We start from the raw sequence: 17,392 nt of genomic DNA on the forward strand, positions 1-17,392 counted from the left end.
AACGTAAACTTGCGAACAAAGGCTGTCAATGACCTTTACGTTAACGTCAACTTAGGCCAGAGTAATAACAGTTCTTCGAATGAGGCGGCGAGCGTGTGCGTCGTCCTCAGCTCCCAAAACAAGCACAAGAGGAGTTGTCATGAAGTCGCAATCAGTCCCCAGTTACAGCCAGGGCGCACAAGACAAGGCGCTGCTGGCCATGACCATCGGTCAGGCGTTCGATCAAACGGCGGCGCGCTACCCGGACGGCGAAGCGCTGGTGGTGTGCCATCAGCGACAGCGGTACACGTGGGCGCAGTTGTCCCGGGCGGTAGACCTCCACGCCAAGGCGTTTCTAGCCCTGGGGCTCAAGTCCGGTGACCGCATGGGCGTGTGGGCACCCAACTGCGCCGAATGGTTTATCAGCCAGTTCGCCAGCGCCAAGATTGGCGTCATTCTGGTGAATATCAACCCCGCCTACCGGCTGTCGGAGCTGGAGTACGTGCTCAAGCAGTCGGCCTGCCAGTGGCTGGTGTGCGCGGGTGCCTTCAAGACTTCCGATTACCACGCCATGTTGCAAGCGCTGATCCCCGAACTGGGCGCACAACCCGCCGGGCAATTGGCCTGTGAGCGCTTCAGTGAGTTGCGCGGGGTGATCAGCCTCGATGCACAGCCGCCGGGTGGTTTTATTCCGTGGGCGCAGTTGTCTACGCTGGGGGCGGGTGTTACCGATGCCCGTCTGCAGGCGGGCCAAGCCGATGTGGACATCGACCACCCGGTAAACATTCAGTACACCTCCGGTACCACTGGCTTTCCCAAAGGGGCGACGCTCAGCCATCACAACATCCTTAACAACGGTTATATGGTGGGGGAAAGCCTGGGGCTGACGGCGCAGGACCGGCTCGTCATTCCCGTGCCGCTGTACCACTGTTTCGGCATGGTGATGGGCAATCTGGGCTGTGTGACCCATGGCACCACGATGATTTACCCCGGTGAAGCGTTCGATCCCGGCTTGACCCTGCAAGCGGTTGCTCAAGAGCGCGCCACAGGGCTCTACGGCGTGCCGACCATGTTTATCGCTATGCTCGATCACCCGCAGCGGGCCGAGTTTGACGTGTCGACCCTGCGCACGGGCATCATGGCCGGTGCGACGTGCCCCATAGAAATCATGCGGCGGGTCATCAGTGAAATGCACATGGGTGAGGTGCAAATTGCCTATGGCATGACTGAAACCAGCCCGGTGTCGGTGCAGACCGGCCCCGCTGACGAGTTGGAGTTGCGCGTCACCACGGTAGGGCGCACTCAGCCGCACCTGGAAAGCAAGCTGATTGACGCCGAAGGCAACATTGTGGCCCGTGGCGAGATCGGTGAACTGTGCACCCGTGGCTACAGTGTAATGCTCGGTTACTGGAGCAACCCACAGGCCACGTTCGAGGCCATCGACGGCGACGGTTGGATGCACACCGGCGATCTGGCGCAGATGGATGAGCAGGGGTACGTGCGCATCGTCGGGCGTAACAAGGACATGATCATTCGCGGTGGTGAGAATATTTACCCGCGTGAACTGGAAGAGTTCTTTTTTACCCACCCAGCGGTCGCGGATGTGCAGATCGTAGGCATACCGGATGCCAAATACGGTGAAGAGATCGTGGCCTGGATCAAGTTTCACCCGGGGCATTCGGCTAACGAGTTGGAGCTACAGACCTGGTGCAAGGCGCGCATAGCGCATTTCAAGACGCCGCGTTACTTCAAGTTTGTGGAGACGTTTCCCATGACCGTGACCGGCAAGATCCAGAAATTCAAAATGCGCGAGATTAGCATCCAGGAGCTGGACCGACCGTAGCGCGGGTGGGGTAAAGATCGCGAGCAATCGAGCGTCGACCGGCTACTCCTGCGGATGGCAGCGTTTGTAGGAACGAGCTTGCTCGTGATCTTTTGATCTGGCTTTTGATCCAAGGGCCCCTTAAACCACGCTGGCCGATCGCGGGGGGTGGGCTGGCTTGGGCTTGATCAAATGGCAGGCAAGACAAAGGGGAGCCGAAGCTCCCCTTTAATGTGTCATGCGTGCTCTTTTTTTATTATTGAGGGGCGGTCTATTGTTGTTTTTGTACCGTGGCCCTTTGTTGCTGTTTAGGTGATCCCCATCCGGGATCAAGAGCAAACGTATTTTTTTGAGCGCTGATCCACTTTCATCACGGGCTATCAAACCTGTGATTCAACCTGTGCGGGTGCTACCTGAAGGTAGTTTTATTGTTCTCTGCCCGGTTGCGAGGTGGCCTTTGGCTCCTCGGAAAAGTAAACCTTCTCCAAAAAAATCTGTTAGCTGCGTCTCTGCCGTGTTGTTTTTGTTATGTCAGAGTCGTTTCGTATTGTTTTTATTATGGGGCTGCAGTTTTTATTCTTGTTATGCCATAGAGATAGCAGAAGCCGTGCCAACTTTTAAAAACCCTTATAAATCAATGGCTTGAAAATTAAGGCAATAAAAAACCGACCCCGCGTGGGGCCGGTTTGTTTCCGTGTTACTCGTTTGCAGGGTGTGTCGGTAACACTCAGGCACACATTTTAAGCGCAGCGCGCCTTGGCCACGCGTGACCCGGTGGCACGGCCCAGCACGTTGCAGATGTGTTGCCCGGCCCGAATCAGGGTGTCCATATCGACCCCGGTTTCGATGCCCATGCCGTTGAGCATGTACAGCACGTCTTCGGTGGCCACATTGCCGCTGGCACCCTTGGCATACGGGCAACCACCCAAGCCTGCGACCGAGCTGTCAAATACGGCGATCCCTTCCTGCAGGCTGGCGTAAATATTCACCAGCGCCTGGCCGTAGGTGTCATGGAAGTGCCCGGCCAGTTTTTCTCGTGGCACATGGGCCGTGACGGCTTCGAACAGGGCCCGAGTGGCTGTTGGCGTGCCGGTGCCGATGGTGTCGCCCAGCGACACTTCATAGCAGCCCATGGCATACAGTTCTTTGGCCACGTCAGCGACCTGTTGCGGCGAGACCTGGCCTTCATACGGGCAGCCAAGCACGCATGAGACATAGCCGCGCACGCTGATGCCGTGGCTGTTGGCGGCTTCCATGATCGGTTCAAAACGCGCCAGGCTCTCGCTGATCGAGCAGTTGATATTGCGTTGGGAAAACGCCTGTGAGGCGGCAGCGAAGACCGCGACTTCCTTCACACCCGCAGCCACCGCATCTTCAAAGCCGCGCAGATTAGGGGTGAGGGCACCGTAGACGACGCCGGGCTTGTGCTTGATTTGCGCAAACACGTCGCCAGAGCCTGCCATTTGCGGGACCCATTTGGGCGAGACAAAGCTGCCGACTTCGATGTAGCTCAGCCCGGCGTCCGTCAGGGTGTTAACCAGTTGCACTTTGTCAGCCACGCTGATCGGTTGGGCTTCGTTCTGGAGCCCGTCGCGCGGGCCGACTTCAATCAGGCGTACATGGGTAGGAAGTGTCATGGCGGTTCACCGTCTGTGTGTGATTGACCCGGCAGGCGCGAGCGTGCCTCGCGCTTTGCGGGCTCAGGCTGTCTGGTTGTTTATCGTGTGCTCAAGCGCTTGCAGGCAGCGCTCTTCGGCGGTATCCAGTTCGAGTTGCATCTGCTGGATGTCCAGCAACTGCTGCTCCAGTTGTTCGCGGCGTTCGGCAATTTTGGCCAGCATGCTTTTCAGTTGTTTCTGGTTATCGCTGGTGGGGTCGTATAACTCGATCAACTCACGGCATTCGGCAAGCGAGAAGCCAATGCGCTTGCCCCGCAGAATCAGCTTCAGGCTGACTTTGTCACGCGCCGAATAAACACGCTCCTGGCCGCGTCTTTCCGGGGCCAGCAAGCCTTGTTCTTCATAGAAACGAATGGCACGGGTGGTGATGTCGAGCTCGCGGGCAAGGTCGGAAATGCTGTACGTCTGGCTGCTCATGGGCGGGCTCTGAAGGTATCGAGAACCTAAACTACGGTCAGCTTGACGTTCACGTCAAGCTGCAGCCCGCGCGATGATGCCTCAGTACACCCAGACTTCAACCCGGCGGTTTTTCTGGCGGCCTTCATCCTCGGTGTTGGTTGCCACCGGCATTTGCCCGCCGCAGCCGCGAATCTCGCGCATGACCGCGCCGTTTTTGACCAGCTCGCGCCGCACGGCCATGGCCCTTAATTTGGACAACAGCTCGGCCCGCTCGGGGTCATCCTTGGCATCCCCGAACCCCACCAGCGTGACGTGGCGGTCGAGTTTGCCGTTGGCTTTCAGGTAGTCGACGACGCGTGCCAGATCCTGGCGAGCCTTGTTGTCCAGTGAGGCGCTGCCTTCTGCAAACCGAAAGTTAACCGACAGTCGCTGGGCCTGTGCGGCCAGCGCCTGGTAAGCCTGGGGCATGTGCGGGCTCGGCTGTACATGGCGGGCCTGAACGCTTTGCGCGACAAACCCGTTGTTCGCCACGATGGCCTGGCCTTTTTCGCTTTGGGTAAAGGTAATCAGCGCGCGGGCCCAAGGGTTTTGCGTCGATGGCGGCAGGTAAAAGAAGAGACGCCGTGACAGTGGGTAATCTTCAGTGGCGATCAAGCTAGTGAGGGGCAGCATCGGTTGCGACGCGCCGTCGACAATCGCCACGGCCTTGGCCGCGCGGATGGAGGCCAGGCCGGTAAAGCCGATGGCTTGCGGGTCGTGGCTGACGGCATCGGATAATTGCTCGCTGGATTCATACCGCGGTGTGGCGGGGCTCAGGGGGAACTCGCCGCGGTTCAGCACCAGTTCCTTGAAGGTTTCCCACGTGCCGGACTGGTCATCCCGGGCATACACATGAATGTCCCCGCCAACACCCCCCAACGCCTCCCAGGTGGTCACGCGACCACTGAAGACCTGCGCCAGCTGGTCGGTGGTGAGCTGAGTGAGGGGGTTGTCCGGATGCACAATAATGGTCAGCCCGTCGATGGCGATGATCTGCTCGGCGTCAGGGCTTTTCAGGTCGCCCAGGGTTTCGAGTTCGACCAGTTCGCGGTCTTTGATCGGGCGCGACGAAGCGACCAGGTCGGCGTGCCCGGCTTTGAGTGCGTTGAACCCGGTGCCGGAGCCGTGGGCAAACACATCGACGCGAACCGGTCGGCCTTGTGCCGAGGTGCCCACAATGCTCTGCTCATTGGGAGCGCTGCCGGCCAGGCTGTGAATATCGCGTACGCCCTGTTCGGCCAGCATCGCGCGCACCAGTTCCGGGCCCAGGCGTGCACCAATGGTGTTTGAACCCTGGATTCGCAAGTCTGCCCCGTTCGCCAGGCTTGCCATTGCACAACCGATCATGAATGACATAAAGCGCAGCATTAGCGGGCTCCTTCCAGGGGCCATAAAAGTGCCTGCAACTTAAGTCAGAAATGTTGCAATGCGGTGACAGCGCACCGTGCCGACCGGCGCGAAGCCGTCGGGTTTAACTCAGTTCCAGCCAGATCGGTGCATGATCGGACGGTTTCTCCATGGCACGCAGGTCGTAGTCGATGCCCGCAGCCTTGATGCGGGATGTGAGCCCCTCAGAGGCCAGAATCACGTCGATGCGCAGGCCGCGTTTGGGCTCGTCTTCAAACCCGCGGCTGCGGTAATCGAACCAGCTAAAGCGGTCTGCAACGTCGGGGTGCAGGTAACGAAAACTGTCCACCAGGCCCCAGCCCTTGAGGCGTTCCATCCATTCGCGCTCTTCAGGCAGGAAGCTGCACTTGCCGGTTTTCAGCCAGCGCTTGGCATTGTCCGGGCCGATGCCGATGTCACAGTCCTGGGGCGAGATATTGATATCGCCCATCACCACCAGCGGTTGGTCCCGGCTGAACCCGGTTTCGAGCAAGTGTTGCAGGTCGCTGTAGAAGCGTTGCTTGGCCGGGAACTTGGTGGGGTGGTCGCGGCTTTCGCCTTGGGGGAAATACCCATTCATGATGGTCACCGGCTGGCCGTGCTCATCGGCGAAGGTGCCCCAGATAAACCGCCGCTGAGCGTCTTCTTCATCGCTGGCAAACCCTTTGTGCAGGCTCAGAGCGGGAAGGCGCGAGAGCAGTGCAACACCGTAATGGCCCTTCTGCCCATGAAAATGCACGTGGTAACCCAGCGCCTCAATGTCGGCAAAGGGAAATTGCTCGTCACTGACCTTGGTTTCTTGCAGGCCGATGACGTCGGGCTGATGTTTTTCGATCAGCGCTGCCAGCTGATGCGGCCGAGCGCGCAGGCCATTGATATTGAATGAAACGATTTTCATGGGCAGGCAGTCCTGAGTAAAAACACGATGTTAGCGGCCTGCGTGCAGTGCGGCAAATGCACTGCTACCGTAGGAGGCGTGCGTTCACTGTTGAACGAATATGAGCCCTGCGGGTTCGTACAGATTGGAAGTGCTGCCCTTCGAGCGGTGCCAGGGAGATTGATTGCTATGACGCAGACGTCGAATGCTACAGGTCAGATTCAGTTGTTGGACGGTGGCTATTCAAGAGAAGCGCGCTCGGTGTTGTATCAGGCCTATCGGCATGAACCGGTGTATCGCCACCTATTTGAAAGTGAGCGCGAGGGGTATGAACAACGGGTTCGGGCCACGGTGCGGGAGTTGGTCAAACAGCATTTCTTACAGGAATTCCCCGCCCTGGGGTTGCTGGTCAATGACCGCTTGGTGGGTGTCGCCCTGATTGCCCCACCCGAGCGCCGTCTGGGCGTGACCGAGAGCTGGGCCTGGCAGTTGCGCATGGTGCTCAGTACCGGTTTGAGCTGTACCCGGGCCTACCTTGAATACCACCAAGCTATCATGGCCTGCGTCCCCGGCGATGCGGTGCATATGCTGCCATTGATAGGGGTGCATCCGGAGTTCCAAGGGCAACAGTACGGTGAGCAACTGCTCAAGGCCGTGCATGACTGGTGCGCCGTGGATGAGCACTCGGAGGGCGTCATTATTGACACGGGCAACCCTCACTACCTGCCGTACCTCAAGAATATGGGTTACCTGGAAATCGGCGAGGTCGCGATCGGCCCGGTGCGTGAACGTGTGTTTTTTCATGCCCGGCCGAAGGAGCCACAAACCGAAATAGTCTGAGCCGGAACCTTTTTGCTGATAGCGGCGCACTATGCCCCCCTCGACCCGTGATAGCATCCGCGCCTATGAAGTTTTCAGGAAGATACACCAGTGGGGTTGTCCTGCTGCTCAGCTCGTTTGCGGCGTTTGCCCAAAGCGAGCTGGTGGTTAAGGTCACGCCGGCAAACAGCGCCCTCAAGGCTAATGTGGAAGGCTATATAGGCAGCCTCGGCGATCGCGACGAGGAGGCCTTGTTGCGCTTCAAGCGGGGCGCCACGGAACAGGCCGTCAAAGCCGCCCAGGCATTGGGCTACTATCAACCCAAGATTGAAGCCGAGGTCACCGCCGGCAGCACACCGCGCCTGGTGTTGACGATTGAGCCTGGTGAGCCGGTGCACCTGCGCACGGTCAATGTGCGGGTTGAAGGCCCGGCAGCCGAACTCAAGGCGTTTCAAATGCCCGCCAGTGACGGACTCAAACCCGGCGCGGCACTCAATCAAGGCGACTACGAAGACGCCAAGCGCTTTATCCAGAACCGGGCCATGCGCTACGGTTTTTTCAACGGCAAATTTACGCAACACCAATTGCTGGTCGACCCCAAAGGCGGGTTTGCCGATATCAATCTGGTCTACGACAGTGGCCCGCGCTTCCAATTGGGCAAGGTCACCTTTGCCGGTGATTCGCCGTTCGACGAAGAGCTGTTGCAGCGCATGGTGCCGTTTACGCCAGACACCCCCTACGACTCGGAACTGGTCGCAGAGCTGAATCAAAACCTGCAAACCAGTGGCTACTTTGAGACCGTGCGCGTGGATGCCGCGCCCAGTTCGGCGGTGGGGCACGTAATTCCCGTAGGCGTGGATGTGTACACCCGCAAGCCGCGCACCATGACGCTGGGCCTGGGCTTTTCCACCGACATCGGCGTGCGCGGCAAGGCGAGCTGGACCCGTCATTGGGACAACCCCCGTGGCGACAGTTACGGTTTTGAGTCCGAAATCTCCCAGCCCCGGCAAAACGTCGGTGCCTGGTACGACATTCCGCTGACCCCGCCGTTGACCGACAAACTGCGCTTTGCCGCGGGTTATCAGTACGAAGAAATCTCTAACACCGACACCCTGAGCAAGTTGTTCACGGTGGGGCCTGAGTGGCACAGCAAGCTGGACAACGGCTGGACGCGCGTCGTGTCGCTCAAGTGGCAGCATGAAGAGTACCGCCTGGGAGATGACTCCGGCCTGAGCAACTTGCTGATGCCGGGCGTGAGCTATTCGGTGTTGCGCAGCGATAACCGTATCGACCCCAGCCACGGGTACAGCGTGCTGCTGGAGACAAAGGTCGCCAAGCAAGGTCTGGCCTCGGATACCAACGTGTTTCACGGCGATGTGCGGTTCAAGGCGTTGACCACCTTGTGGGATAAACACCGCTTTTTAGGGCGCATTCAATTCGGCGGCAGCGCCACCAATGGCTACAAGAATGTGCCGCCGTCCTTGCGTTTCTTCGCGGGGGGCGATCAGAGCGTGCGCGGTTACGACTACCAGAGCCTGTCGCCGAGAAACTCCGAAGGCGAGCGTATCGGTGGGCGCTACATGCTGGCTGGCAGTCTCGAGTATCAATACCAATTCGCTGAGAAATGGCGCTGGGCGACGTTTGTCGACCAGGGTAATGCGTTTAATACCCTGGAACTGCCGAGCCTGAAAACCGGGGTTGGCATGGGTATCCGCTGGATTTCACCGGTGGGCCCGCTCCGCCTCGATCTGGCCCATGCGCTGGAAGATCCAGGTGGCGTTCGTTTGCACTTTTCCATGGGGCCAGAACTGTGATTCGAGGGTTTAAACTAGCGGGGCTGGTGGTACTGGCGCTGGTGTTATTCGTGGTGCTGGGCCTTGGCGCGGTGCTGGGCACGCACGCCGGGAGCCGTTGGCTGCTGGGCCAGGTGCCGGGCTTGAAAGTGGACAACTTCGCCGGGCACTTGGGTGGCCAATGGAGCGCCGATCACCTGCTGTGGGAGCAGGGCACCAGCCGTGTCGAGGTGGCCCGACCAATCTTTGCCTGGTCGCCGTTGTGCCTCGCACGCATGACCTTGTGCATCAACCAGTTGCAGGCCGATCAGGTCAGTTTGCAGTTCCCGCCCGGCGAAGACAGCAGCAGCGGCCCGGTCAGTTTGCCCGACCTGAAATTGCCGGTGGCGATTGAGGTGGGCATCGTCAAGGTGGGCGCGGTGCAGTTCAACGGCATTGAGCAGCTCAAAGGTCTGCAGATGCAGGCGCAATGGACGGCCAAAGGCTTGCAGATCGACTCGGTGGACGTCGAGCGCGAAGACCTCAGCCTGCAACTGTCCGGCCTGTTACAGCCCCAGGGTGATTGGCCGTTGACGCTTGAAGGCACGGCTCATTTGCCCGCTCCGGGCGAGGCACCTTGGGCACTGTCGCTCAAGGTTGACGGTCATCTGCGCACCACTCTTAACCTGACCGCCGACAGCAGCGGTTACCTGAATGCCCATCTCAGTGGTGCGCTTGAGCCGCTGGCGGAGCATTTGCCGGCGCAAGTGAAAATCACCGCGACGCAGTTCAAGGCCAGCCCTGACTTGCCGGATACCTTGCAACTCAACGCGTTGGTGCTCACCGCCAACGGCAACCTTAAAGACGGCTATGCGGTCGAGGGCAGCGCGAGCCTACCCGCTGAAGACACCCCCGTGAGCCTGTTGTTGCAAGCGCATGTGGATGCCAATGGCGCGCGCATTGGCGCACTGGACCTGACGGCCAAGCCCAAACAGCACCTCAAACTGTCGGGGCAAGTGGACTGGCACGAAGGGCTGAGTGCCGAGGCCAACATCGACTGGCTGGAGTTCCCGTGGCACAGCCTGTACCCGCTGATCGCCAAGCCTGATGTTGACCTGCGCAGCTTCAACGGTGAAGTGTCATACCGTGATGGCAACTACCTGGGCCACTTCAAAGCCAACCTTGACGGCCCGGCGGGTGCGTTTAGCCTCAGCAGCCCGTTCAGTGGCGACCTGGGCAAGATTTTTCTGCCTGAGCTTGAGTTGGTGGCCGGGCAGGGCAAGGCCAAGGGCCACGTCAATGTTCAATTTGCGCAGGGCGTGGCCTGGGACACGGCACTGGACTTGAGCGCCATCAACCCGGCGTATTGGGTGGCCGAGTTGCCGGGTACGCTGGCAGGCCCCTTGCGCAGCACGGGCTCGCTCAAGGATGACCACCTGAAACTGGACGCCAACCTTGACCTTAAAGGGCGTTTGCGCGGTTTGCCCGCGTTGATCCAGGCCAAGGCGCTGGGGGAAGGCGAAGCCTGGAACCTCAGTGGCCTGGACATTCGCTTGGGCGACAACCGCATCAACGGCACCGCCAGTGTGCAGCGCCAGCTCAAAGCTCAGCTTGAACTGAACCTGCCGCGTCTGGGCCAGTTGTGGCCTGAGCTGCGCGGCCAGCTCAAGGGCCGGGTTGATCTTGCTGGCACGCTTGAAGCGCCTCAGGGCAAGGCGGTGCTGCAAGGTCAACAAATGGCCTTTGGTGACAATCGTCTGCAAGCGCTCACCCTGGACGCTCAGTTGGACTCGGCCCAGCGCGGTCGCCTGGACCTCAAGGGCAGCGGCATTCAGGCGGGCGATACACCACTGGGCGTACTGACGCTAAAAGGCAGCGGTGACCTCAAGCGTCAGTCGCTGGAGCTGGCGCTGCAAGGGCCGTCGTTGCAACTGGGGCTGGCGCTGGATGGGGCTCTGGACAAGGACAACTGGCGCGGGCGTCTAACCCGTGGCGACATCAAGGCGGGAGGGCAGGACTGGGCCCTGCAAAACCCGGCGCGCCTGGAGCGCCTGGCCGATGGCCGGATCAACCTGGGGCCGCAGTGCTGGGTGTCGGGCGCGTCAAGCCTGTGCAGCGAAGATCAACGCTTGATGCCAGACCCACGGTTGCGCTTGCACCTCAAAGACTTTCCGCTGGACAGCCTGGCACCCTGGTTCCCGAATGATTTCCAGTGGCAAGGCGAGCTCAACGCCGATGTGTCACTGGACGTGCCCGCCAGCGGCCCGAAAGGCCGGGTGGTGGTGGATGCCAGCGGCGGTACGCTGCGGGTCAATGACAAAGGCCAATGGCTGGACTTTCCCTATCAGGCCTTCAGGCTGACCAGCGACCTGGCTCCGACCCGTGTGGACACCCGGTTCGAGTTCAATGGCGGCAAGCTTGGCCAGTTGGTGCTCAATGCGCGCATCAACCCACTGCCCAAAAACAAGCCGGTCACCGGTGACTTTCGCCTGACCGGGCTGGACTTGTCGGTGATCCGTCCGTTTGTGCCGATGGTTGATAAGATCACCGGCCAATTGAACGGCTCGGGTACGGTTTCCGGTGGCTTGCTCGCCCCCAAGGTCTTCGGCAACGTTGAGCTGAGTGAAGGTGAAGTGTCCGGTTCGCAGTTGGCGACCAATATCGAAAACCTTCACCTGAGCGCGCGCATAGCGGGTGAAACAGCCGAGCTGGATGGCGGCTGGACCAGCGGCAAGCAAGGGCAGGGCAGCGTAGCCGGCAATGTGGAGTGGGGCGAGTCATTGCGCCTCAATGTGCTGCTTAAAGGCAATCACTTGCCGATCACTGTCGAGCCTTACGCCAAGCTCGATGTGGCCCCAGACCTGAGAATCTCCCTTAACGCGGACAACACGTTGCTGGTGTCGGGCACGGTCAATGTGCCCAAAGGTGAAATCATCGTACGTGAGTTGCCGCCTTCCACCGTCAAAGTGTCGGATGACACCGTAATTATCGGCCAGCAGGTCAGCGAGTCCAGCCCGCCGATGGTGATCGATATGGACGTCAATGTGGTTGTGGGCCAAGAGTTGCTGACCTTCTCCGGGTTCGGCCTGAACGCTGACCTGGCCGGGCAGGTGCACATTGGCAACAACCTGGACACCCGCGGCGAGCTGCGCTTGAACAATGGCCGCTACCGCGCCTACGGCCAGAAACTGACCATTCGCCGCGCCCGCCTGTTGTTTGATGGGCCGATTGATCAACCGTATCTGGACATCGAGGCGGTTCGCCAGACGGACGATATCATCGCGGGGATTCGCCTGTCGGGCAGCGCGGAGCAACCCACCACGCAAATCTTCTCGGAGCCGGCCATGAGCCAGGAGCAGGCGTTGTCGTATCTGATCCTGGGGCGACCGCTTACGGGCACCGGCGAAGATGAAAACATGTTGGCGCAAGCCGCTCTGGGCTTGGGGCTGTTGGGCAGTTCGGGGATTACCACCAGCCTGGCCAACCATTTGGGTATCAAAGAGTTCGAGCTTGAGACCCAAGGCAGCGGCGACGCCACGTCGGTGGTTGCCAGTGGCAAGATCAACGACCGCTTGAGCGTGCGGTACGGCGTTGGGGTGTTTGAACCGGCCAGCACCATTGCCTTGCGTTATAAGCTCAGCCGGCGTGTGTTTGTCGAGGTGGCCAGTGGCATCGCCAGCTCGCTGGATATCTTCTACAAACGCGACTTCTAAGGCGGGCCGCTGCAAGCGCCTCGATGCTTGCAGCGGCATAAGCCGTATCAGCGGTTAAGTTGCTTCATGTTTTCTTCGGGGTAACGTAACCCGGCGATGGCTGTGGCCGGGAAGATGGCCTGTAAGGCTGCCTGTTCCTCAGCGCTCAAGTGGATCTGCACCGCGGCGACATTCTCCTCCAGGTATTTGCGCTGTTTGGTGCCTGGAATCGGGATCAGGTAGTCGCCCTGGGCCAGCACCCACGCGAGGGCCAGTTGGCCCGCCGTCACACCTCGTTCAGCCGCCAGGGCTTTGACCTGCTCCACCAACAGCAGGTTTTTGGCAAAATTCTCGCCTTGAAAGCGCGGGCTGAAACGGCGGTAGTCGTCGGCAGCGAAGTCGTCAGGGGTTTTTAGCGCGCCGGTTAAAAAGCCACGGCCCAGCGGGCTGTAAGGCACGAAGGCAATGCCCAGGCGCTGGCACGCCGCCAGGCAACCGTTGTCTTCCTGATCGCGGCTCCACAAGGAGTATTCACTTTGCAATGCACTGATGGGGTGCACCTTGTGTGCCCGCTCCAGTGTGGCGGCTGAGGCCTCGCTCAGCCCCAGATAACGAACCTTGCCCGCCGTGACCAACTCGGCCATGGCCCCAACCGTGTCTTCGATAGGCACATTGGGGTCCATGCGGTGTTGGTAGTACAGGTCGAGGGTCTCAACACCCAGGCGCTTCAGGCTGCCTTCGATGGACGCGCGAATGTATTCCGGGCGACCGCTCAAACCGCGTGCGGCGGGGTTGGCCGGGTCACGCACAATGCCAAACTTGCTGGCCAGAAACACGTGGTCGCGTTTGCCGCGAATGGCTTGCCCGATCAAGGTTTCATTGGTGTGGGGGCCGTACATGTCGGCGGTGTCGAGAAAATTGACGCCCAGGTCCAGCGCGCGATGCACGGTGGCCACGGCCTCGCGGGGGTCGTTGCCGGTGGTGTAGAAATCCGTCATGCCCATGCAGCCCAAGCCGATGGCGCTGATGCGTGGGCCGTTCTTTGCGAGTGTGCGGGTCAGCATGTGAAGTGCTCCTGAGTAGGGTTGGCCTATTCTTGACCTCGACATCCGCAAGATAAACCGGGTAAAACCGCTATCACTATTCGTAATATCTCAACAATTGCGGGCGGCCAAGGAGCAGACATGGACCGATTCAACGCGATGCTGGTTTTTACCCGCATCATCGAACTGGGGGGCTTTGCCAAGGCCGCTGACAGCTTGGCCATGCCGCGTGCCTCCGTGACAGTGCTGATCAAACAACTCGAAGCCCACTTGGGTGTACAACTGCTGCACCGCACCACACGTCAGGTAAGCCCGACGCTGGAAGGAACAGCTTACTACCAGCGTTGTGTCAGGCTGCTCACCGACCTTGAGGAGGCTGAAGGGCTGTTTCGTGGCAGTCAGCCCAAAGGCACTCTACGGGTCGAGATGCCCGCCGCTGTCGGCCAGCGGGTGGTGTTCCCGGCGTTGCCTGAGTTCACTGAGCGCTACCCCTTGATCGGGCTGGAAATCGGCTTGAATGACCGGCCCGTGGATTTGATTCGCGAAGGGGTGGACTGTGTGATTCGCGGCGGGTTGACCCTCGACGATTCGCTGGTGGCGCGGCCGCTGGTGTTAATGGACCAGGTGACGTGTGCCAGCCCGGGTTACTTGCAGCGCCATGGCGTACCGCAGGGGCTTGATGACCTGGAAGGGCACCGGATGGTGGAGTATTTCTCGGGCTTGTCGGGCAAGCGCTACGGGCTGGAGTTTCAGCAGGGGGATCAGGTGCTCTTGATCGATTTGCCCAAGCAGGTATCAGTCAACAGCGCGCAGGGGTATCTGGCGGCCTGCGAGGCGGGGTACGGCCTGGTGCAAACACCGCATTACCATGCGGCGCAGCCGATGCGCGAAGGCCGTCTGCGAGAGGTATTGGGCGACTGCTTGCCGCCCCCGCTGGCGCTGACCGCCCTGTACCCGCCGCATCGGCACTTGTCTTCGCGGGTCAGGGTGTTTGTGGACTGGCTGGTTGACGTGTGTGCCCGACCGGGCAGCGGATTTCGTCGCCAGACCACGAGCTAAAACGTGTTTACGGTTGTAACATGGCCCACCGATTCCGCCGGGCCACCCTGCAAACCCGGCGCTTTTTACCCTTTTGGCTTTATTTACAGCCCTTTTTTCAGGAACAGGTCATGACTTCTTCGCAGCGCTTGAAATACTCGGTTCTGATTTCTCTGGTGGTCCTGGGGATCATGTTCGGTCTTTCATACCTGCAAAACGCCGGCATGATCTCCGAGAAAGTTTTCCAGTACGTGGCGATTGGTGTGGCTGTGGTGGTGGTCGTCATCAACGGCGTGATGCGCCGCAAAACCAAAATTTAAGCCTCGATCTTACCCGTCAGCACGGCTTCAGCCTGCGGGTGCAGGCTGTAGCTTTTGTCGCTGTTGAGCACCACCACCCCTTCGCTGCACAGGCGCTTGAGCACCTCGCGCACACTCAGGAACGACAGCGGAATATCCAGCGCCTGCAAGTGGCTGTGCATGCCGCGTACCCCCAGCCTGCGATCGTTTCCGGCGGCGGTCAGCAGTGCATCGATGACCTTGAGGCGTACCAGGCTGGTACGCAATCCAAAAAACTTGAGTAAGTGACGAATACGTTCGTTGCCCTGCCGTTGCACCGGTGTCTCCAGCAACCCGTTGTCGGGTTGAAATACGGATGTGTGTGTCTGTTGGCTACCGTCCGTTGGTAAATGCGTATTGCGCATGCAAAAACTCCTTTTCAGAGCCTGATCAGGAAAATAAAAAAGTGCTCTTAGTTAACAAGACGAATGAGCGGCGAAAATCATGAACATTTGTCTGTAGAAATTTTGTCGTGCCGGCCCCCTCACCTCGTGATAACCCCGTATTTACGAGGTTTTGCCGCTGATTAATTATTTTTAATCGACGTCACGTTCGGTGGGCCGCACGGTAGCCCGTGGGAGGCGGCGCTTTAGGGGAGGGCGTTGATGAGCCGTTTGCCGTCGCTGTTTTCGCTCAGGTAAACGGGCAATACCTTGGGCAGGGATGTCACCAGGTGCTGGATGTCCCCGGTGTTGAACACGCCGCCAATACGCAGTTTGCCCGTGGCTTCATCGGCCAGTGCCAGCGGTGCGTCCAGGTAGCGGTTGATCAGAGGCAGCGCGGCGTCCAGGGTCAGGTTGTCCAGCACGAGCTTGCCGTGACGCCAGGCCAGGTCGGGTGCATTGGCGTAGGTCTGGTTGATCTGCGGTGCGAAGTCACCGGCCTTGTAGCGGGCTTGCATGCCAGGTTCCAGGCGCAGGCCGTCACCGTTCAGGCCCTTGTTGCTGGTCACCGACACGGAACCTTCCAGAAGCGTGACCCGCACCTGATCCTCGTACATCCACACATTGAATTGCGTGCCTGTGACGCGGATCTGCCCCTCGGCCGCCCGCACCACAAAAGGGTGCGTGGTGTCGTGGCTCACCTTGAAAAACGCCTCGCCCTTGCTCAGCGTCACTCGGCGCTCGTGCTTGTAGTTGGCGAAAGACAACTGCGTGCCCAGGTTGAGCTCGACTTCGCTGCCGTCGGGCAAGGTCACGGTCTTGGGGGCAGCGTCAGCCTGCAGGCGCTCATAGGCGCTGGGTACCCAGCCCAGTTGCCAGCCGCTGAAGGCTGCCAAAGGCCCGACAAGCAGTGTGATGGCGGCGGCGGTCGCGAGAGCGGGCCAGGCGCGGCGGCGTTTTGGCGCAGGCTGTGCAACCCCGCGCGCCGTCGCCTGCGGGGGCAAGTGATCGCTGACGTCCCAGATGTCCTGCATGGCGTCATATTCAATGGCATGTTGGGGGTGCGCGTGCAGCCATACGGTGAAGGCTTCACGCTCCTGAGCCGTGCAGTCTTCGTCGTGCAAACGCATGCACCACTGAGCCGCCGCTTCGGTGATGGCATCGTATTCGGCTTCTGTGAGGTGCGTGCCGCTCATGGGTTTTTCCGGGGGGCTGTTGGCGTACCGTTGTGAGCCGGGTGTTTGGTAGGGCGTATTCTAACCTTGCACTGGCCATGAGGCGTACATGAGCCACGTCAAAGACATGTCATTTAGCCCCCTGGCCGGGAATTTCTCTGCTACGGTTGTTCCAGTCACAGAAAACCTGATCGCAACATCAATTAATGGAGTTAAGACAATGTTGAAGAAAACCTTTGCTGCTGCAATCACTGCTGCTGTTCTGTTGAGCTCCGGCGCAGCGATGGCTCAAGCGCCGGTTGATGCGAACTGGGCGTTTTCCAAAGAGGCAATTGAAGTCCTCAAGAACAAGAACGGCTACACCATCATCAAGAAAATCGAGCTGGAAAACCCGGCAACCGGCCAATGGAAAGCCGAGGGTGTGAAGAAAATTGACGGTGTGGAAGTTGAAGTCGAAACCGTCTTTGATCACACAGGTAAAGTGATCAGCGAAAAGAAAGACTGATTGCCCTCAGCCCGGTCCTGTTCACAGGGCCGGGCCCTGCCTGAGCGCTGAACAGCGCCCATAAAAAAGCCCCCGCTTAACGGAGGCCTGGTTCTTGGTTGTAGCGTTACGGGCTAAACCCTTATTAGCCTTTAGAACAACCGTCACCCATCACGCTGTATTCAAGAATGTGACGTTGACCCTGATGGTCTTCGTAAGTCATGCGTGCTGGCACAACGGCGCAAACATCGGCTACGGGCGACACACTGATGACGGTGGCAATGTCGAGGTCGGTGGCGTAGGTGTAGTGTTCAACCGGCGGTTGAGCCTCTACCACTTTAGGGTCTTGTGCCGCTGCCAAGGTTGAGATGCCCATCAATACAAGTGCAATCAAACGTTTCATTATTCAAGCCTTTAAATAATCACGTATTACTGACTTCAATTGCCGTGTGGCGGGAGAAGTTATT

General features: G+C 59.5%; 15 protein-coding genes. 7 read left to right on the top strand and 8 right to left on the bottom strand.

Annotated elements, in window-relative coordinates; translation table 11 throughout:
• Positions 1 to 139 precede the first annotated feature (139 nt).
• Positions 140 to 1,822, top strand: coding sequence for an AMP-binding protein (locus tag Q1W15_RS08525; protein WP_300726294.1), 1,683 nt, complete (start codon positions 140 to 142; stop codon positions 1,820 to 1,822).
• Between the two features lie 719 nt (positions 1,823 to 2,541).
• Here Q1W15_RS08525 and Q1W15_RS08530 read toward each other — a convergent pair.
• From Q1W15_RS08530 to xthA, 4 genes are all read right to left on the bottom strand, one after another.
• The gene (locus tag Q1W15_RS08530; RefSeq protein ID WP_300726297.1) at positions 2,542 to 3,438 is read right to left on the bottom strand and encodes a hydroxymethylglutaryl-CoA lyase; all 897 of its coding nucleotides are present in this window, start codon (positions 3,436 to 3,438) and stop codon (positions 2,542 to 2,544) included.
• A 63-nt stretch (positions 3,439 to 3,501) separates the two neighbouring features.
• Entirely contained in the window at positions 3,502 to 3,897 is a 396-nt protein-coding gene (locus Q1W15_RS08535) for a MerR family DNA-binding transcriptional regulator (RefSeq protein ID WP_300726300.1), read from the bottom strand.
• Between the two features lie 81 nt (positions 3,898 to 3,978).
• Complete coding sequence (locus tag Q1W15_RS08540) at positions 3,979 to 5,274, bottom strand: phosphate ABC transporter substrate-binding/OmpA family protein (RefSeq protein ID WP_300726404.1); 1,296 nt, start codon at positions 5,272 to 5,274, stop codon at positions 3,979 to 3,981.
• A gap of 115 nt (positions 5,275 to 5,389) precedes the next feature.
• Positions 5,390 to 6,202, bottom strand: a complete 813-nt coding sequence (xthA, locus tag Q1W15_RS08545) for an exodeoxyribonuclease III (RefSeq protein ID WP_300726303.1) — start codon at positions 6,200 to 6,202, stop codon at positions 5,390 to 5,392.
• A gap of 168 nt (positions 6,203 to 6,370) precedes the next feature.
• Here xthA and Q1W15_RS08550 point away from each other — a divergent pair, with 168 nt between their 5' ends.
• The 3 genes from Q1W15_RS08550 (at position 6,371) to Q1W15_RS08560 (ending at position 12,485) form a co-directional block, all read left to right on the top strand.
• Entirely contained in the window at positions 6,371 to 7,021 is a 651-nt protein-coding gene (locus Q1W15_RS08550; RefSeq protein WP_300726306.1) for a GNAT family N-acetyltransferase, read from the top strand.
• A 65-nt stretch (positions 7,022 to 7,086) separates the two neighbouring features.
• Positions 7,087 to 8,814, top strand: coding sequence for an autotransporter assembly complex family protein (locus Q1W15_RS08555; RefSeq protein ID WP_300726309.1), 1,728 nt, complete (start codon positions 7,087 to 7,089; stop codon positions 8,812 to 8,814).
• A complete protein-coding gene (locus Q1W15_RS08560) occupies positions 8,811 to 12,485 on the top strand; it encodes a translocation/assembly module TamB domain-containing protein (protein ID WP_300726312.1) in 3,675 nt (1,224 codons plus the stop codon). Before Q1W15_RS08555 ends, Q1W15_RS08560 begins: the two co-directional genes overlap by 4 nt.
• 47 nt (positions 12,486 to 12,532) lie before the next feature.
• On the opposite strand, the gene Q1W15_RS08565 is transcribed toward Q1W15_RS08560, so the two are convergent.
• A complete protein-coding gene (locus Q1W15_RS08565) occupies positions 12,533 to 13,528 on the bottom strand; it encodes an aldo/keto reductase (protein WP_300726315.1) in 996 nt (331 codons plus the stop codon).
• Positions 13,529 to 13,648: 120 nt separating this feature from the next.
• Here Q1W15_RS08565 and Q1W15_RS08570 point away from each other — a divergent pair, with 120 nt between their 5' ends.
• Positions 13,649 to 14,566: a LysR family transcriptional regulator gene (locus Q1W15_RS08570; protein WP_300726318.1), complete on the top strand. Its 918-nt coding sequence runs from the start codon at positions 13,649 to 13,651 to the stop codon at positions 14,564 to 14,566.
• Positions 14,567 to 14,676: 110 nt separating this feature from the next.
• The gene (locus Q1W15_RS08575; RefSeq protein WP_300726321.1) at positions 14,677 to 14,865 is read left to right on the top strand and encodes a hypothetical protein; all 189 of its coding nucleotides are present in this window, start codon (positions 14,677 to 14,679) and stop codon (positions 14,863 to 14,865) included.
• Here Q1W15_RS08575 and Q1W15_RS08580 read toward each other — a convergent pair.
• Both Q1W15_RS08580 and Q1W15_RS08585 read right to left on the bottom strand, forming a co-directional pair.
• Positions 14,862 to 15,248: a fe2+ zn2+ uptake regulation protein gene (locus tag Q1W15_RS08580; protein ID WP_300726324.1), complete on the bottom strand. Its 387-nt coding sequence runs from the start codon at positions 15,246 to 15,248 to the stop codon at positions 14,862 to 14,864. The genes Q1W15_RS08575 and Q1W15_RS08580 overlap by 4 nt on opposite strands.
• Positions 15,249 to 15,472: 224 nt before the next feature.
• Positions 15,473 to 16,462 (bottom strand): FecR family protein, encoded by a 990-nt coding sequence (locus tag Q1W15_RS08585; protein WP_300726327.1) that lies wholly within the window; start codon positions 16,460 to 16,462, stop codon positions 15,473 to 15,475.
• A gap of 88 nt (positions 16,463 to 16,550) precedes the next feature.
• Here Q1W15_RS08585 and Q1W15_RS08590 point away from each other — a divergent pair, with 88 nt between their 5' ends.
• On the top strand, positions 16,551 to 16,946 hold the full coding sequence (locus tag Q1W15_RS08590) for a PepSY domain-containing protein (protein WP_300726330.1): 396 nt from the start codon (positions 16,551 to 16,553) through the stop codon (positions 16,944 to 16,946).
• Positions 16,947 to 17,070: 124 nt separating this feature from the next.
• On the opposite strand, the gene Q1W15_RS08595 is transcribed toward Q1W15_RS08590, so the two are convergent.
• Positions 17,071 to 17,328, bottom strand: a complete 258-nt coding sequence (locus Q1W15_RS08595) for a DUF2790 domain-containing protein (RefSeq protein WP_300726333.1) — start codon at positions 17,326 to 17,328, stop codon at positions 17,071 to 17,073.
• Between the last annotated feature and the right edge of the window lie 64 nt (positions 17,329 to 17,392).

The sequence above is a fragment of the Pseudomonas sp. genome, assembly GCF_030150285.1.
GTDB lineage: Bacteria > Pseudomonadota > Gammaproteobacteria > Pseudomonadales > Pseudomonadaceae > Aquipseudomonas.

Bases quoted from the DNA above. Each gene is read 5' to 3' on its own strand.
- Q1W15_RS08525 (WP_300726294.1), top strand. From the start codon at position 140: ATGAAGTCGCAATCAGTCCCCAGTTACAGCCAGGGCGCACAAGACAAG.
- Q1W15_RS08530 (WP_300726297.1), bottom strand. From the start codon at position 3,438: ATGACACTTCCTACCCATGTACGCCTGATTGAAGTCGGCCCGCGCGAC.
- Q1W15_RS08535 (WP_300726300.1), bottom strand. From the start codon at position 3,897: ATGAGCAGCCAGACGTACAGCATTTCCGACCTTGCCCGCGAGCTCGAC.
- Q1W15_RS08540 (WP_300726404.1), bottom strand. From the start codon at position 5,274: ATGTCATTCATGATCGGTTGTGCAATGGCAAGCCTGGCGAACGGGGCA.
- xthA (WP_300726303.1), bottom strand. From the start codon at position 6,202: ATGAAAATCGTTTCATTCAATATCAATGGCCTGCGCGCTCGGCCGCAT.
- Q1W15_RS08550 (WP_300726306.1), top strand. From the start codon at position 6,371: ATGACGCAGACGTCGAATGCTACAGGTCAGATTCAGTTGTTGGACGGT.
- Q1W15_RS08555 (WP_300726309.1), top strand. From the start codon at position 7,087: ATGAAGTTTTCAGGAAGATACACCAGTGGGGTTGTCCTGCTGCTCAGC.
- Q1W15_RS08565 (WP_300726315.1), bottom strand. From the start codon at position 13,528: ATGCTGACCCGCACACTCGCAAAGAACGGCCCACGCATCAGCGCCATC.
- Q1W15_RS08570 (WP_300726318.1), top strand. From the start codon at position 13,649: ATGGACCGATTCAACGCGATGCTGGTTTTTACCCGCATCATCGAACTG.
- Q1W15_RS08575 (WP_300726321.1), top strand. From the start codon at position 14,677: ATGACTTCTTCGCAGCGCTTGAAATACTCGGTTCTGATTTCTCTGGTG.
- Q1W15_RS08580 (WP_300726324.1), bottom strand. From the start codon at position 15,248: ATGCGCAATACGCATTTACCAACGGACGGTAGCCAACAGACACACACA.
- Q1W15_RS08585 (WP_300726327.1), bottom strand. From the start codon at position 16,462: ATGAGCGGCACGCACCTCACAGAAGCCGAATACGATGCCATCACCGAA.
- Q1W15_RS08590 (WP_300726330.1), top strand. From the start codon at position 16,551: ATGAGCCACGTCAAAGACATGTCATTTAGCCCCCTGGCCGGGAATTTC.
- Q1W15_RS08595 (WP_300726333.1), bottom strand. From the start codon at position 17,328: ATGAAACGTTTGATTGCACTTGTATTGATGGGCATCTCAACCTTGGCA.